We start from the raw sequence: 13,275 nt of genomic DNA, 5'->3' as shown, positions 1-13,275 counted from the left end.
TTACAGGCTGTCGCATGGGAAGTTACGATGTGAGTGACGAGAGCCCTGAAAGGCGCTTTCGCACCTTGTTCATCTCCGACGTTCATCTCGGAGCCCGCGGCTCGCAAGCCGACCTTTTGCTGGACTTCCTGCGCTACCACGATGCCGACACGATCTATCTCGTCGGCGACATCGTCGATGGCTGGGCGCTGAAATCGAGCTGGCACTGGCCGCAATCGCATAACGATTTGGTGCAGAAGCTGCTGCGCAAGGCGCGCAAGGGCGCCAAGATCATTTACGTGCCCGGCAATCACGACGAGTTCCTGCGCAACTATTACGGCACGCATTTCGGCGGCATCGACGTCGTCGAGAACACCGTCCACACCGGCGTGGACGGCAAGCGTTATCTCGTCATCCACGGCGACATCTTCGACCTCGTGGTGCAGAACGCGCGCTGGCTCGCCCATCTCGGCGACAAGGCTTATGACTTCGCGATCCAGATGAATCGCTTCGTCAACTTCTTCCGCCGCCTGTTCAAGGTGCCCTACTGGTCGCTGTCGCAATGGGCCAAGCAGAAGGTCAAGAACGCCGTCAACTATATCGGCGCGTTCGAGCAGGCGCTCTCGGCCGAAGCACGGCGCCATGACGCCGACGGCGTGATCTGCGGCCACATCCACTACGCCGTGATCCGCGACGAGAACGGCATCCGCTACATGAATTGCGGCGACTGGGTCGAGAGCTGCACTGCGCTGGTCGAGCACGATGACGGCCGTTTCGAGATCATCACCTGGGCGGATCACGCGCAGAAGCCTGCAGCCGTACCGCAGGTGGCGGCAAGGGCGGCTTGATGCGCATCCTGGTCGCGACCGACGCCTGGCACCCGCAAGTCAACGGTGTGGTTCGGACGCTGACCAAGCTCGCTGACGCCGCCAAGACGCTGACCGTCGAAGGTCTTGGTGTCGAGTTCACGTTCCTGACGCCGCAATCGTTCCGCACCTTTGCGATGCCGAGCTATCGCGACGTGCGGCTCGCGATGCCGCGCCCGGCGCGGATCGCAAAGCTGATCGAAGAAGCGCGGCCCGACAGCATTCATATCGCGACGGAAGGGCCGATCGGCCTGATGGTCCGCCGCTATTGCCGGCAGCGCAAGCTGCCGTTCACGACCAGCTTCCACACCCGCTTCCCCGAATATGTCCGCGCCCGGGTGCCGGTTCCGGAATCCCTGATCTGGCGGGCGCTGCGCCGATTCCATGGCCCGAGCCGCGCCGTGATGGCGGCTACGCCGGCGCTGGCCCGGGAGCTCGGCGAGCGCGGTTTCGACAATGTCGTGCTGTGGCCGCGCGGCGTCGACACCCATTTGTTCCATCCTCGCGCCATTGACCTCTGCCTGCCGGCCCCGGTGTTCCTTTCGGTCGGTCGCGTCGCGATGGAGAAGAACCTCGAGGCGTTCCTCGACCTCGATCTGCCCGGCACCAAGGTGATCGTCGGCGACGGCCCGGCGCGCAACGTGCTGGAAGAGGCCTATCCGGACGCGATCTTCCTGGGCGAGAAGCACGGCGAGGAATTGGCGGACATCTATGCGGCGGCCGATGTCTTCGTGTTCCCGAGCAAGACCGACACCTTCGGCCTGGTCCTGCTCGAGGCTCTGGCGAGCGGCCTGCCGGTCGCGGCGTTCCCGGTGAAGGGGCCCCGCGACGTCATCGGCGAAGCGCCGGTGGGTGCGCTGGATCATGATTTGCGCAATGCCTGCTTCGCCGCGCTCGATATCTCCAGGCAGGCCTGCGTCGAATTTGCCTCCAATTACACCTGGGAAGCCTCGGCGAAGGCTTTTGTGGACAGCATTGTTGCGGTCGGCGCGGTGCTGCCGGGCCGGAATGGGGCGGACCCGGACCGGTTTGCCGCCTGAGAAGTGTAGATTCTTGTTTTGACGCGTTTTCTTCGCGCGAACCATAGGATCCTCGCGCGGAGGTGTCTTGCCCGCGCCGCATCCGTCGCGATAACATCTGACATGACCGAACAGCCCCTTCCGATCGGCCCTGCCGATATCGATGCCGCAGCGCGCGTGCTCGCGCCCTTCGCCGTTCGCACTCCGCTGTTGTCCTTTCCCGTGCTCAACGAGCGCGTCGGCGCAAAAGTGTTCCTGAAGCCGGAGATGCTCCAGCGCACCGGCTCCTTCAAGTTCCGCGGCGCCTTCAACAAGGTGTTCTCGATCCCGCAGGACAAGCGCGCCGGCGGCGTCGTCGCGTTCTCCTCCGGCAACCACGCCCAGGGCGTGGCGGCGGCGGCAAAGATCCTCGACATGCAGGCGACCATCGTGATGCCGGCGGACGCGCCGCTGTCGAAGCGCGAGCGCACCAAATCCTACGGCGCCGAGGTCGTGCTCTACGATCGCGACCGCGACGACCGCGAGGCGATCTCGCGCGGCATCGCCGAGAAGCGCGGCGCGACGCTGGTCAGGCCCTATGACGATCCCTTCGTGATCGCAGGGCAGGGCACCGCCGGCCGCGAGATCGCGGAGGACATGGCGACGCTCGGCCTCTCACCCGACATCGTGGTGGCGCCGGCCTCCGGCGGCGGCCTGATCGCGGGCGTCGCGACCGCCGTGAAGGCGCGCTATCCGCAAGCCGAGATCGTGGTGGCCGAGCCCGAGGCATTCGACGATCACGGCCTGTCGCTGACCGCAGGCCATCGCGAGCCGCACGCGCCGGCGGGCCGCACCATCTGCGACGCGCTGATGGCGCTGATCCCCGGCGAGATGACCTTTGCGATCAACAGCAAGCTCTTGGCGCGCGGCGTGACCGCGTCGGACAAGGAAGTCGGCGCGGCCGTCGCCTTTGCCTATCGCGAGCTGAAGCTCGTGGTCGAGCCCGGCGGTGCCGTCGGCCTTGCCGCGTTGCTCGCGGGCCGTCTCGACGTCGCCGGCAAGAACGTGGTCATCGTACTCTCCGGCGGCAACGTCGATGCGGATCTGTTTGCCGAGCTGGTGGCCTGAGTTTTTGAGCTTCTGACATGATGAAGGGCAGAGCGTTGCCGCTCTGCCCCTTTGTCGTGTGTGGCTGATGCGATCAGTGCATGAAGCTGCGGTGGTTGTTGCCGCCGTTTGACTGGTTCATCGACTGACGGACATTGTTGCCGCCGCCATTCCCCATCGCATTGAACTGCGGCCGGTTGTTCTGCTGGTTGTTCAGGACCTGCACCTTGTTCACCGGGTTGTTGTTGAGCTTCACGCCGTTGTTGATACGGATCGGATTGTTCTGCGTCTGAACGTTCACCGGTTTCGTATCGACGGTCGTACCGCCCTTGCCGATCGTCACGGGCATGGTCACGACCTTACCAGGGTTGCCATTGGCGGTGCCGACATTGTTGTTGCTGGTGTTCTGATTGGTGGTGGTCACCGGCAGTGTCGTGATCTTGCCGATGCCGTTGTTGTTCGTCGTCGTGTTGGTCGGCGCGGGCAGGCTGACGCCGTCGACCGGCTTCTGCACGACCGGCAGGTTGGCATTCATCTGCGAGCCGCCATTGCCCTGCTGGATCAGCGGCATGTATTTGGGCTGGCCGAGATTGCCGATCTTGAGCGTCGGGGCAATATTCTGCGGAGCCAGAAACTTCGTCGCCTGCATCAGCGGGATCAGCTTCGGCTGCGTCTCGAGCTTGTGCGCCATCTGCGCATAGGGGCTGTTGCCGTAGTTGTTATAGAATGTCTGGTAGCCGATCGGCGAGTTCGCCAGCACCGCCTGGTGCCAGGCCTGCGTGAGCAGAAGGTTCGACAGCAGCCAGCGGATGTGATCGCACAGCGGGTCGTGCGGATACATCTGGATGAACTCCTGATAGTATTCCGGCCGCCCCTCGGACACGACGTAGTCATAGGCCTGGCGCGTCGAACGGCTCGGCAGGTTCGAGGCCATCTGCACCACCGGTGCGTTCACCGGCGCGCGGTTGGCAGCGACCGCCGTGTCGCCGAAGAAGGTGAAGTCGGAGGTGAGCGAGGAGCTCTCCCACGGAATCTGCGCGCCGCTGGTGGTCTGGTTGACCTGGAGACGCACGCGCTTGAACAGCTGCTCGATCGGCACGTTGGGCTCGCGCGCGACATTCAGGAAGGCCTGCGTGTAGGGGCTGTGGCCGCCATTGCCGTCGAGCGCTTCGGCGCCCGGCGCGGTCGAATAGCCGACGATGGAGCCGTTCGGCGCATCGACGATGGCGAGGCCGCGGCCGGCGTCGTTGACGTTGGGGAACGGGTTGTTGCGGCAGGCGTCGAGGATGACGATGCGCATCCGGCTCGGGATCGTCTCCAGCGTCGACATCACGTCGACCAGGCGGACCGAGTCGTTGACGAGCTCGGTCTGGTTCGACACCTTCGCGTCGATGGGGACAAGATAGTTCTCGCCGGCGAGCTGCACGCCGTGACCGGCGTAATAGACCATCGCCACCGTGTTGGGGCCGCGCGCGGACACTTTTGCCGAGAAATCCTGCACCACGCGCAGCATGTCGTTCTGGCCGAGGTCGGTCGCCGAGATCACCTCGAAGCCGGCCAAGTTGAGGAACTGCGCCATCGACTGCGCGTCATTGTCGGGATTGGCGAGCTGCGGCGCGTTCTGGTAGTTCGAATTGCCGATCACCAGCGCCACCCGCTGCTCCGGGCCTTGCCGCGCGGCGGGTGCTGCCGGTTCGACAGGGGCGACTTGTGCGGAAACGGGGCCGCAGGCGAAGCCGAACAGGCTTCCCAGCAGGCCGGCGGTCATCAGGGCGGATTTCAGGCGGAACATGGTGTGCTCCCTCGGGCTCATCTCGGTGCGAGATTGGTTGCGAGGAAGCTAGGCCGCGTTCGAGTTCCGGTCCGTGATTGCGATCACCGTCACACTCTGCGTGATCTAAATCACGCAGCGAGCCGGGAAAGCTCAGATGATGCCTGCGGTGCGCGACCCCAGGCGGGCGCCGATGATTTCGACCTTCTGCGGGCCGAGCCACGGCGACACCAGCCGCCGGGCGCGCGTCATCATCGCGCTGCGGCGGCCATGGCCGACGATGGGCGCGCAGTGAGCCTCCTGCGCGTCCTGCTCGCCGTGCTGCCGGAGATACTCCGCGAAGTTGCTCATGGTCTCGTCGACCTTGAGCAGCGTCTCACAAGGCGCGCCTTCGGCGAAGATCACGTCGTGGGTCGCGAGCTTGATGTGGAAGAATTCGAGCGTCTCGTGCGCGTCCGCCGCGTCGAGCGCAATCGTCGTGCCGTTGACGAGGTTGCCTGCGGGGACGAGCAGGCCGTCGACGAGCACGGCGTGACCCTGGGTCACGTAGAGATCGGTGTGCGGCACGTTGGGCGCGAGCGCCGAGCGGGCGATGCGGACCGGCCGTGCGCTCCTGGTCCAGGGCCTGGCGGAATCGCTCCTCGTGCGGCTGAAGCGGCCGATCCACTGGATCGCGCGCAGGCCGCCGAACATCGTCGGCAGCTGATCGCCGACGACGAGATCCTCGATCCTGCGCTCACCGTCTGCCGTTGAAATCCGCGTGCCCTTGAGGAAGCAATTGCCGCCAGCGGCGGGGCGGCCGCCGCTAACAAAATTGGCCGTGACGCGCCTGCCGTCGGCCATCGCGGAGCGCGTCGTCATCGCGCTCGCGGCAACGCCTACTGCGGCCGCACCAAGGCTTCTCGATAGGATCGCACGGCGCGTGGCTGTGCTCGACGACGGCGTCGTGTTGTTCGACATCGCGCTTAAGTCCCTGTTTATGCAATCGGCTTGTGTGCAATCGGCGCGATCATTGCTGCCGTGCTGTCGCCTGTTGGCCGCGACCTATAGCAGAAATCAGCGTGCGAATGAGTCTAAACTTAACGCTATCGGACAATAAGCCGCGCGTCGTGCGAGCGTCTCAATAGTGTCGTATTGGCAGGCCGCTGAAATAGTAGTTCACGCCGATGCGCACGATGTTGTCGTCGAATGCGACGTGACTGCGATCGAAGGCCGCACCGAGATTGGGCGTGGCGAAGCCGCCGTCGTTCAGTTTCACATAGAGATATTCGATCTTCGCCGACCATGCCGGCGCAAACGCCCATTCGGCACCTGCACCTACGGTCCACCCGGATCGCCACGACGAGGTGCTGTCCTCTACGACACCGGTTGCTGTCGACTTCAGACCGGCCTCAATGCCTGCACCGGCATAGCCCGCGGTCGCATAGAGCAGCACGTTTCCGGGCGTGTATCCCACCCGCCCGCGAACGGTGCCGAGCCATTGCACTTTCGTGAAGCTTGAGAAGTCCGGATTGCCGGCGGGGCCGCTGTCGAGCGAGCTGCCTTTCTGTCCGGTCCACGACAAATCGCTTTCGACGCCAAACACCCAGCCCGCGAGCTGCCAGTTGTAGCCGGCCGTGCCGCCGACAATGCCGCCATTGACGTCGAACCGCGGCGTATCGTCGAGCCCGGTCAGATGATCGGTATGCTTGCTGCGTCCAAAGCTGCCGCCGCCGGCGAGCCCGACATAGGCGCCCTGCCAGCCATAAACCGGCGCACCGCGCAGGGGAGGATCTGCAGGCAGGTCGGCGGCCCGCGCGCTCATGCTCGCTGCGACGCACGCGATGCCGGCAATGGCTATCGAGATCGGAAGAGAAAACTTCATCGGAGGCAGGCCTCAACTCGCTGCGGTCGCAGAACGCGCGACCGCAGCCCTCGTGACCTAGACGTTTGCCGAGGCTGGACTCCGCACAAATTTCTCCGTGCACTTTTCGTCGCACGTCATTGGGACGAATTGTGAACGTCACAAATTGTGCGGCGGGGTCGATAGAGAGCGCCGTTACGAGAAGAACGCGATCTTCTCGGCCTGGGTCATGCGGCGGATGGGCGCGAGCGCGTCGTTGGCCGCAGGGCGGGGCTTTTGCAGGATGCCGCTGGCCAGGACCGTGGCGCCGAGCGAGAGCTCGGGCAGGGGGGACGGCATCGGGAGTGACGCGGTCGGTGCTGCGCCGAAATTCGCCACGGCCGAAATGGCGGGGGCTGGCTGCTCCATCACTTCGGCGGCGGCTTCCGCAATGGCATCGGTGAGGCGCGCGAGCGATTCCATCGCGATCGGTGTTTCGGCAACCGGCTCCTCGACATGCGGCTCCTCGACAATCGGCTCCTCCAAGGGAGGCGCGATGTGCGGCGCGATCGGCGCCTCCATTGCGACCGGTTCCGCGATCATCGGCTCCGGCGTCGGCTCGGGAATAGCCGCTTCCATCTCGATGGGCTCGACGATCTCGTCGAACTCCGGATCGGGCGCGGCCATCTCCATCGCGATCCGCGCCAGCACGGCGTCGTCCTCGGCCTCCGCGGCGGCATCGAGCGAGAACTCGTCCGCAATCTCGGCGACAGAAGCGGGATCGGCGAGGCTGTCCTCGACCGCAGCAAAACGCGCTTCGACGGCGGTGTGGCTTTCGGCGATCTCGGGCGCGATGTCCTGCGGGGTCTCCGTAAAAGCCACGGGTGCTTCGGCCGCCATCGCGGCGGGCGCTTCGGCAATTGGCGCTTCCGCCACCGGCTGTGCGGCTTGCGCAGGCGTTGGCCGCACCGCGGCCTGCGCCGCTGCGACGCCCTCCGCGTCCGTTTGCTCGACCCGATCCTTGAGCAGATCGAAGGCGGCCTTGAGGTCGCCGCGCGGGTCGATGGTCGACACCTGGGCGCAGGCTGCTTCGATCGAGGATAGCTGCGAATCAATCAGGTCGCAGATTCGCCCGTCGGCGCCGATCTCGCGCCAGCGCCAGGAGATCTCCTTGATGATGCGCACGCCGCGCGGGATCGGTGCGAGGCTCGCCTCGAGCGCGGCCGGATCGAACGCCTCAGCCGCGGCGCTTTCTGCATCCTCGACGGCGCGGCGGATCGCGACCAGCGCTTCGGGAAGGCGGTCCTCGACGACGGGTTGTCGCTGGGCCGCAAGGGCTTCTTCGATTTTGGCGACCGCGTCGAGCACCATACTTGTGTCGGCATTGCGGTTGCGCTTGGCGTACTCGCCGAGGAACCAGCGGCCGCGCGCGGTCTCCATGAAGGCTTCGCGGATCGCGTCGTAATCCTGCTCGTTCGGCTCGGCCGCGCGGGCAGACATGGGCGAGAGGGCGAATGCTTCGTTGGCCATGACAATCTCGTCGCGCAAATCACCGCGCGTTACTGTAACGATCACCACGATATCGACCGAATCGCAATTGGTTTGATGGCAGGCGAATCACAAATCCCCATCGCGACATCCGTCAAGCGGCGATTCGCCGTGCGTCTCGCGCTGTTCTATTCGGCTGTGTTCGCGGTGTCGGGCACGCATCTGCCGTTCTTCCCGGTCTGGCTCAAGGCGGTCGGCGTCGATGCGGCCTGGATCGGGATCATCAACGCGCTGCCGGGGATCACGCGCTTCACCACGCTGCCCTATGCAACCGCCTTTGCCGAAAAGCGCCATGCGATTCGCGCCGGCATGATGGTTTCGGTGGTGGCCACCGCGATCGGATTTGCGGCCGTCGGCTTGCAGCAGCAGCCGCTGGCACTGTTCCTGATCTATGCGCTGACCTGCATCATGTGGACGCCGGTCGTCCCGCTGACGGATGCCTACGCGTTGCGCGGCGTCATTCGCTACGGCTTCGATTATGGGCCGGTTCGGCTGTGGGGCTCGGCGGCCTTCGCTGCCGGCGCACTCGCCTGCGGCTATCTCGTGGACAGCATCGACACGCGCGAGCTGATCTGGGTCATCGTCGCATGGGCTCTGGTTGCGGCCATCGCAGGCCTGTTGCTCCAGCCGCTCGACGATGTCAGGCGAAGGACGGCGGAACAGCACGCCAGCAATGCCCTGCTGCGCGATGTTGGCTTCTGGCTGGTCGTCATTTCGGCCGCGCTGATCCAGGGCAGTCATGCCGCCTATTACTCATTTTCGGCGATCAGCTGGCAGGCCCATGGGCTCGGTGGATTCACGATTGCGGGACTCTGGACGCTGGGTGTGATTGCCGAGATCGTCGTCTTCGCGCTGTCGCCGCGCTTCTCGCTGCATCCGTCATCGCTGATGGCGATCGGCGGCGTCAGCGCGGTGCTGCGCTGGATCGTCACGGCGCAGGATCCGCCGCTGGCGCTGCTCGCGATCGCGCAGCTCGGCCACGGCCTCACCTTCGGCATCACCATCGTCGGCACCATGAATTTGCTGGTGCAGCGCGTGCCGTCGCATCAGATTGCGCGGGGGCAGGGTTACTTTGCCGCGTGCAGCGGATTGTTGGGCGCGACAAGCTCGATCGCCTCAGGCGCGATCTACGCCCGCATCGGCGACAGCCTCTATTACGTCATGGCGGCGATGGCGGCGGCCGGCGCGATCGTGATCTGGTCGGCGCGGCACAGGTTCATGGCTCAGCCCCAGAGCGAAGCGTCCGGCGGATAGACCAGGCTCCCGTCATAACGCAGTCCATGATCGCGATCGCGCGCCAGCAACAAGGGGCCGTCGAGATCGACGAAGCGCGCCTGCGGGGTCACCAGCATGGCCGGCGCCATCGACAGCGAGGTCGCGACCATGCAGCCGATCATGATCTCGAAACCGAGCGCCTGCGCGGCATCGGCCATGGCCAGCGCCTCGGTGAGGCCGCCGGTCTTGTCGAGCTTGATGTTCACGGCGTCGTAGCGTGCGCGCAAGGGTGCTAGTGAATTGCGGTCATGCACGCTCTCGTCGGCGCAGACCGCGAGCGGCCGCTTGATCCGCGCCAGCGCGTCGTCCCTGCCGGCCGGCAGCGGCTGCTCGACCAGGGTGACGCCGACGGCGTCGCAGGCGGCGAGGTTGGCTTCCAGATTGGCCTCGGTCCAGGCCTCGTTGGCGTCGACGATCAACTCGGACTCAGGTGCTGCCTCGCGCACGGCCGCGATCCGCTCGGGATCGCCGTCGCCGCCGAGCTTGATCTTGAGCAGCGGCCGGTGCGCCGCTTTCGCAGTTGCCACCGCCATGGCGTCCGGGGTGCCGAGCGAGATCGTATAGGCCGTGGTGCGCTCGCCCGGGATCGGGCGGTCCAGCAGGTTCCAGGCCCGCAGGCCCGCCGCCTTGGCCTCGAGGTCGATCAGGGCGCAATCCAGCGCATTGCGGGCAGCTCCTGGCGGCATGGCGGCCTGGAGGGCCTGTCGCGTCAGCCCGCCCGCGACAGTCGCCTGCATGGCCTGGATCGCGGCCAGCGTTGCCTCGGGCGTCTCGCCATAGCGGGGATAAGGAACGCATTCGCCGCGGCCGGTCAGGCCGTTTTGGCTCAGTTCGGCCACAACGGTCACGGCTTCGGTCTTGGCGCCGCGGCTGATCGTGAAGCTGCCGGCGATGGGAAACCGCTCGATTCGAGCGGCAAGGGCAGGAACTTTGCTGGAAGTCATTTTGAACTCTGGCGAAATCTGAACCTGCTAGTTACCTCTAGCAACTAACATTAACCAGTTGGGGATACCTTTCCTGGGTAAGGGCGTGCGCAACTATCTGATTTCCTCCGCCCTGATACGGGAGCGGACACCTTGAGCGGCGATCCGAAGCTGGAGCGGATTGCCAAAGGCAACGCGCTGGCCCTCTGCGCCACCGGAACCTGGACGGCGAGCTTCGCGCCGGTGCTGGAGCGGATGGTGGCCGACGCCGAGAAGCTCGCCGGTAGCCCCCAAAGCATCTTCATTGACGTCTCCGAGGTCGCCAAGCTCGACACCTTTGGCGCCTGGCTGATCGAGCGGCTGCGCCGCAGCCTGACCCACGGCGCCGTCGAGGCGCAGATCGCGGGACTGTCCGCGAATTATTCGAGCCTCGTGGACGAGGTGCGCCGGGTCCGCGCGACCCCCGTCATCGACAGCAGCACGATCACCATCACCGGCATGCTGGAGCAGATCGGCCGCGCCGTCGCCGGTATCGCCGGGACGGTGGCGGGCCTGATCGACATGCTCGGGGCGGTGCTTGCGGCGTGCGGGCGCGTGCTGATCCGTCCGCGCTCGCTCCGCCTGACTTCGACCGTGCATCATTTGGAGCAGGTCTGCTGGCGCGCGGTGCCGATCATCGTGCTGATCACCTTCCTGATCGGCTGCATCATCGCCCAGCAGGGCATTTTCCATTTCCGCCGCTTCGGCGCCGACATCTTCGTCGTCGACATGCTCGGCGTGCTGGTGTTGCGCGAGATCGGCGTCTTGCTCGTCGCCATCATGGTCGCGGGCCGGTCGGGCAGCGCCTACACCGCCGAGCTCGGCTCGATGAAGATGCGCGAGGAGATCGACGCGCTGCGCACCATGGGCTTCGACCCGATCGAGGTTCTGGTGCTGCCGCGCATGCTCGCGCTGGTGCTGGCGCTGCCGATCCTCGCCTTTCTCGGCGCCATGGCCGCGCTCTATGGCGGCGGGCTCGTCGCCTGGCTCTATGGCGGCGTCGATCCCGAAGCGTTTCTGCTGCGCCTGCGTGACGCCATCTCGATCGACCATTTCATTGTCGGCATCGTAAAAGCGCCCGTCATGGCCGCGGTGATCGGCATCGTCGCCTGCGTCGAGGGTCTTGCGGTGCAGGGCAGCGCGGAATCGCTCGGACAGCACACCACCGCGTCGGTGGTGAAGGGCATCTTCTTCGTCATCGTGATGGACGGCGTGTTCGCCATCTTCTTCGCCTCGATCGGAATGTGACGATGGCGCAAGAAATCCAAAACGCGATTCAAGACCCCATCATCCGCGTCCGCGACATCACCGTGCAGTTCGGCGCGACGCGGGTGCTCGACGGTCTCAACCTCGACGTCAGGCGCGGCGAGATTTTGGGATTTGTCGGTCCCTCCGGTGCGGGCAAATCGGTATTGACCCGCACCATCATCGGCCTGGTGCCGAAGGTCGCGGGCTCCATCGAAGTATTCGGCGTCGACCTCGATTCCTCCAACATTTCGCAGCGCCGCAATGTCGAGCGGCGCTGGGGCGTGCTGTTCCAGCAGGGCGCCCTGTTCTCCTCGCTCACGGTGCGGCAGAACATTCAGTTTCCGATGCGCGAATATCTACGGGTCTCGCAGCGTCTGATGGACGAGATCACCATGGCCAAGCTCGCCATGGTCGGCCTCAAGCCGGAAGTGGCGGAGCGCTTTCCTTCGGAACTGTCCGGCGGCATGATCAAGCGCGTCGCGCTGGCCCGCGCGCTGTCGCTCGATCCTGACCTCGTCTTCCTGGACGAGCCCACCTCCGGCCTCGATCCGATCGGCGCCGGCGACTTCGACGATCTGGTCAGGACGCTGCAGCGGACTTTGGGGTTGACCGTTTTCATGGTAACCCACGACCTCGACAGCCTTTACACAGCCTGCGACCGCATCGCCGTTTTAGGGAACGGTAAGATCATTGCGGCAGGGTCGATCGCCGACATGCAGGCCTCGCAGCATCCCTGGCTGAGGCAGTATTTCCACGGCAAGCGCGCCCGCGCGGTCGTGACTTGAGTGGCCGGAGCAGCTGATGGAAACGCGGGCGAACTACGTACTGATCGGATCCTTCACGCTGGCGGTGCTTGCGGCTGCGATCGGCTTCGTGCTGTGGTTCCAGTCACTGCACACCACCAAGCAGCGCAGCCCGTTCCGCGTCGTGTTCGAGGGCCCGGCCGCGGGCCTGCGCAACGGCGGCAGCGTCAATTTCAACGGTATCCGGGTCGGCGAAGTCGTCTCGGTGAAACTCGATAATCCGCGGCGGGTTGTCGCACTCGCCATGATCGAGAACAACACGCCGCTCCGCAAGGACACACTCGTCGGCCTCGAATTCCAGGGCCTGACCGGCGTCGCCGCGATCTCGCTCAAAGGCGGCGAGGAGGCGGCTGCACCGCCGCCGCTCGACGAGGACGGCATCCCGACGCTGACGGCCGATCCGAACAAGCTTCAGGACGTCACCGAGGCGATCCGCGGCACGCTGCAGAACATCAACAAGATCGTCGCCGAGAACCAGGAGTCGGTGAAGAACTCGCTGAAGAACCTGGAGACCTTCACCAATTCGCTCGCCCGCAATTCCGAGAAGATCGACGGCGTGATGGCCAAGGTCGACGGCGTGATGCTGAAGGCCGACAACCTCATGCTCGGTCTCAACACGCTTGCCGGCGGCAAGGACGGTGGCGAGCTGTTCCTGACCGTCAAATCGATCCGCGAGCTCGCCGAGGATTTCGACAAGCGCTCCGGCGCGCTGATCACCGACGGCCGCCGTACGCTCGGCGACATCAGCCGCGCGGTGAACAACTTTGATCGCAACCCGACCCGCGTGCTGTTCGGCGCGAGTAACAACGCGCCAGCGGCCGCGCCCCCGCCGGCCGAGGCGCCGAAGCCGGCGCCCGCCAACGAGCGCAAGCGGCAGTAGGCGAGGTTCGCGCTAA

General features: G+C 65.4%; 12 protein-coding genes. 7 read left to right on the top strand and 5 right to left on the bottom strand.

All coding sequences use genetic code 11. The features are described 5' to 3' along the window. The first annotated feature begins 14 nt into the window (after window positions 1-14). The 3 genes from V1280_RS14155 (at window position 15) to V1280_RS14145 (ending at window position 2,971) form a co-directional block, all read left to right on the top strand. The gene (locus V1280_RS14155) at window positions 15-827 is read left to right on the top strand and encodes a UDP-2,3-diacylglucosamine diphosphatase (RefSeq protein ID WP_334524693.1); all 813 of its coding nucleotides are present in this window, start codon (window positions 15-17) and stop codon (window positions 825-827) included. Beyond that, window positions 827-1,885, top strand: a complete 1,059-nt coding sequence (locus V1280_RS14150; protein WP_334524690.1) for a glycosyltransferase family 4 protein — start codon at window positions 827-829, stop codon at window positions 1,883-1,885. The genes V1280_RS14155 and V1280_RS14150 overlap by 1 nt, the downstream gene beginning before the upstream one ends. A gap of 102 nt (window positions 1,886-1,987) precedes the next feature. Then, window positions 1,988-2,971 carry a threonine/serine dehydratase gene (locus V1280_RS14145; RefSeq protein ID WP_334524687.1) on the top strand — a complete coding sequence of 328 codons (984 nt, stop codon included), beginning with the start codon at window positions 1,988-1,990 and terminating at the stop codon, window positions 2,969-2,971. Between the two features lie 73 nt (window positions 2,972-3,044). Here the strand turns inward: V1280_RS14145 and V1280_RS14140 are convergent, their stop codons facing one another. The 4 genes from V1280_RS14140 to V1280_RS14125 all read right to left on the bottom strand — a co-directional run bounded on the left by V1280_RS14140 (window position 3,045) and on the right by V1280_RS14125 (window position 8,073). Further along, entirely contained in the window at window positions 3,045-4,742 is a 1,698-nt protein-coding gene (locus V1280_RS14140) for a caspase family protein (protein WP_334524684.1), read from the bottom strand. 132 nt (window positions 4,743-4,874) lie between these two features. After that, window positions 4,875-5,681 carry a Hint domain-containing protein gene (locus tag V1280_RS14135; RefSeq protein WP_334524682.1) on the bottom strand — a complete coding sequence of 269 codons (807 nt, stop codon included), beginning with the start codon at window positions 5,679-5,681 and terminating at the stop codon, window positions 4,875-4,877. 160 nt (window positions 5,682-5,841) lie between these two features. After that, window positions 5,842-6,585 (bottom strand): outer membrane protein, encoded by a 744-nt coding sequence (locus V1280_RS14130; RefSeq protein ID WP_334524679.1) that lies wholly within the window; start codon window positions 6,583-6,585, stop codon window positions 5,842-5,844. Window positions 6,586-6,759: 174 nt separating this feature from the next. Next, the gene (locus V1280_RS14125) at window positions 6,760-8,073 is read right to left on the bottom strand and encodes a hypothetical protein (protein WP_334524676.1); all 1,314 of its coding nucleotides are present in this window, start codon (window positions 8,071-8,073) and stop codon (window positions 6,760-6,762) included. A gap of 75 nt (window positions 8,074-8,148) precedes the next feature. Here V1280_RS14125 and V1280_RS14120 point away from each other — a divergent pair, with 75 nt between their 5' ends. Next, window positions 8,149-9,345, top strand: a complete 1,197-nt coding sequence (locus tag V1280_RS14120; protein WP_334524673.1) for an MFS transporter — start codon at window positions 8,149-8,151, stop codon at window positions 9,343-9,345. On the opposite strand, the gene dgcA is transcribed toward V1280_RS14120, so the two are convergent. Further along, entirely contained in the window at window positions 9,315-10,310 is a 996-nt protein-coding gene (gene dgcA, locus V1280_RS14115; protein WP_334524671.1) for an N-acetyl-D-Glu racemase DgcA, read from the bottom strand. The genes V1280_RS14120 and dgcA overlap by 31 nt on opposite strands. A gap of 132 nt (window positions 10,311-10,442) precedes the next feature. On the opposite strand from dgcA, the gene V1280_RS14110 reads away from it, so the two are divergent. Genes V1280_RS14110 through V1280_RS14100 form a run of 3 tightly spaced genes read left to right on the top strand, consistent with a single transcriptional unit; the run spans window position 10,443 to window position 13,259 of the window. Then, complete coding sequence (locus V1280_RS14110; protein WP_334524669.1) at window positions 10,443-11,576, top strand: MlaE family ABC transporter permease; 1,134 nt, start codon at window positions 10,443-10,445, stop codon at window positions 11,574-11,576. Between the two features lie 2 nt (window positions 11,577-11,578). Beyond that, complete coding sequence (locus tag V1280_RS14105; RefSeq protein ID WP_334524667.1) at window positions 11,579-12,361, top strand: ABC transporter ATP-binding protein; 783 nt, start codon at window positions 11,579-11,581, stop codon at window positions 12,359-12,361. Between the two features lie 16 nt (window positions 12,362-12,377). Next, on the top strand, window positions 12,378-13,259 hold the full coding sequence (locus V1280_RS14100; RefSeq protein ID WP_334524664.1) for an MlaD family protein: 882 nt from the start codon (window positions 12,378-12,380) through the stop codon (window positions 13,257-13,259). Window positions 13,260-13,275 lie beyond the last annotated feature (16 nt).

It is taken from the genome of Bradyrhizobium sp. AZCC 2230 (genome assembly GCF_036924495.1).
Classification (GTDB): Bacteria; Pseudomonadota; Alphaproteobacteria; order Rhizobiales; family Xanthobacteraceae; genus Bradyrhizobium; species Bradyrhizobium rifense.
This window is presented reverse-complemented; position numbering and strand designations above follow the sequence as displayed.

Excerpts from the sequence above, each read along its gene's own strand:
- V1280_RS14130 (WP_334524679.1), bottom strand. The coding sequence starts at position 6,585 with ATGAAGTTTTCTCTTCCGATCTCGATAGCCATTGCCGGCATCGCGTGC.
- dgcA (WP_334524671.1), bottom strand. The coding sequence starts at position 10,310 with ATGACTTCCAGCAAAGTTCCTGCCCTTGCCGCTCGAATCGAGCGGTTT.
- V1280_RS14105 (WP_334524667.1), top strand. The coding sequence starts at position 11,579 with ATGGCGCAAGAAATCCAAAACGCGATTCAAGACCCCATCATCCGCGTC.
- V1280_RS14140 (WP_334524684.1), bottom strand. The coding sequence starts at position 4,742 with ATGTTCCGCCTGAAATCCGCCCTGATGACCGCCGGCCTGCTGGGAAGC.
- V1280_RS14150 (WP_334524690.1), top strand. The coding sequence starts at position 827 with ATGCGCATCCTGGTCGCGACCGACGCCTGGCACCCGCAAGTCAACGGT.
- V1280_RS14125 (WP_334524676.1), bottom strand. The coding sequence starts at position 8,073 with ATGGCCAACGAAGCATTCGCCCTCTCGCCCATGTCTGCCCGCGCGGCC.
- V1280_RS14120 (WP_334524673.1), top strand. The coding sequence starts at position 8,149 with ATGGCAGGCGAATCACAAATCCCCATCGCGACATCCGTCAAGCGGCGA.
- V1280_RS14135 (WP_334524682.1), bottom strand. The coding sequence starts at position 5,681 with ATGTCGAACAACACGACGCCGTCGTCGAGCACAGCCACGCGCCGTGCG.
- V1280_RS14145 (WP_334524687.1), top strand. The coding sequence starts at position 1,988 with ATGACCGAACAGCCCCTTCCGATCGGCCCTGCCGATATCGATGCCGCA.
- V1280_RS14100 (WP_334524664.1), top strand. The coding sequence starts at position 12,378 with ATGGAAACGCGGGCGAACTACGTACTGATCGGATCCTTCACGCTGGCG.
- V1280_RS14155 (WP_334524693.1), top strand. The coding sequence starts at position 15 with ATGGGAAGTTACGATGTGAGTGACGAGAGCCCTGAAAGGCGCTTTCGC.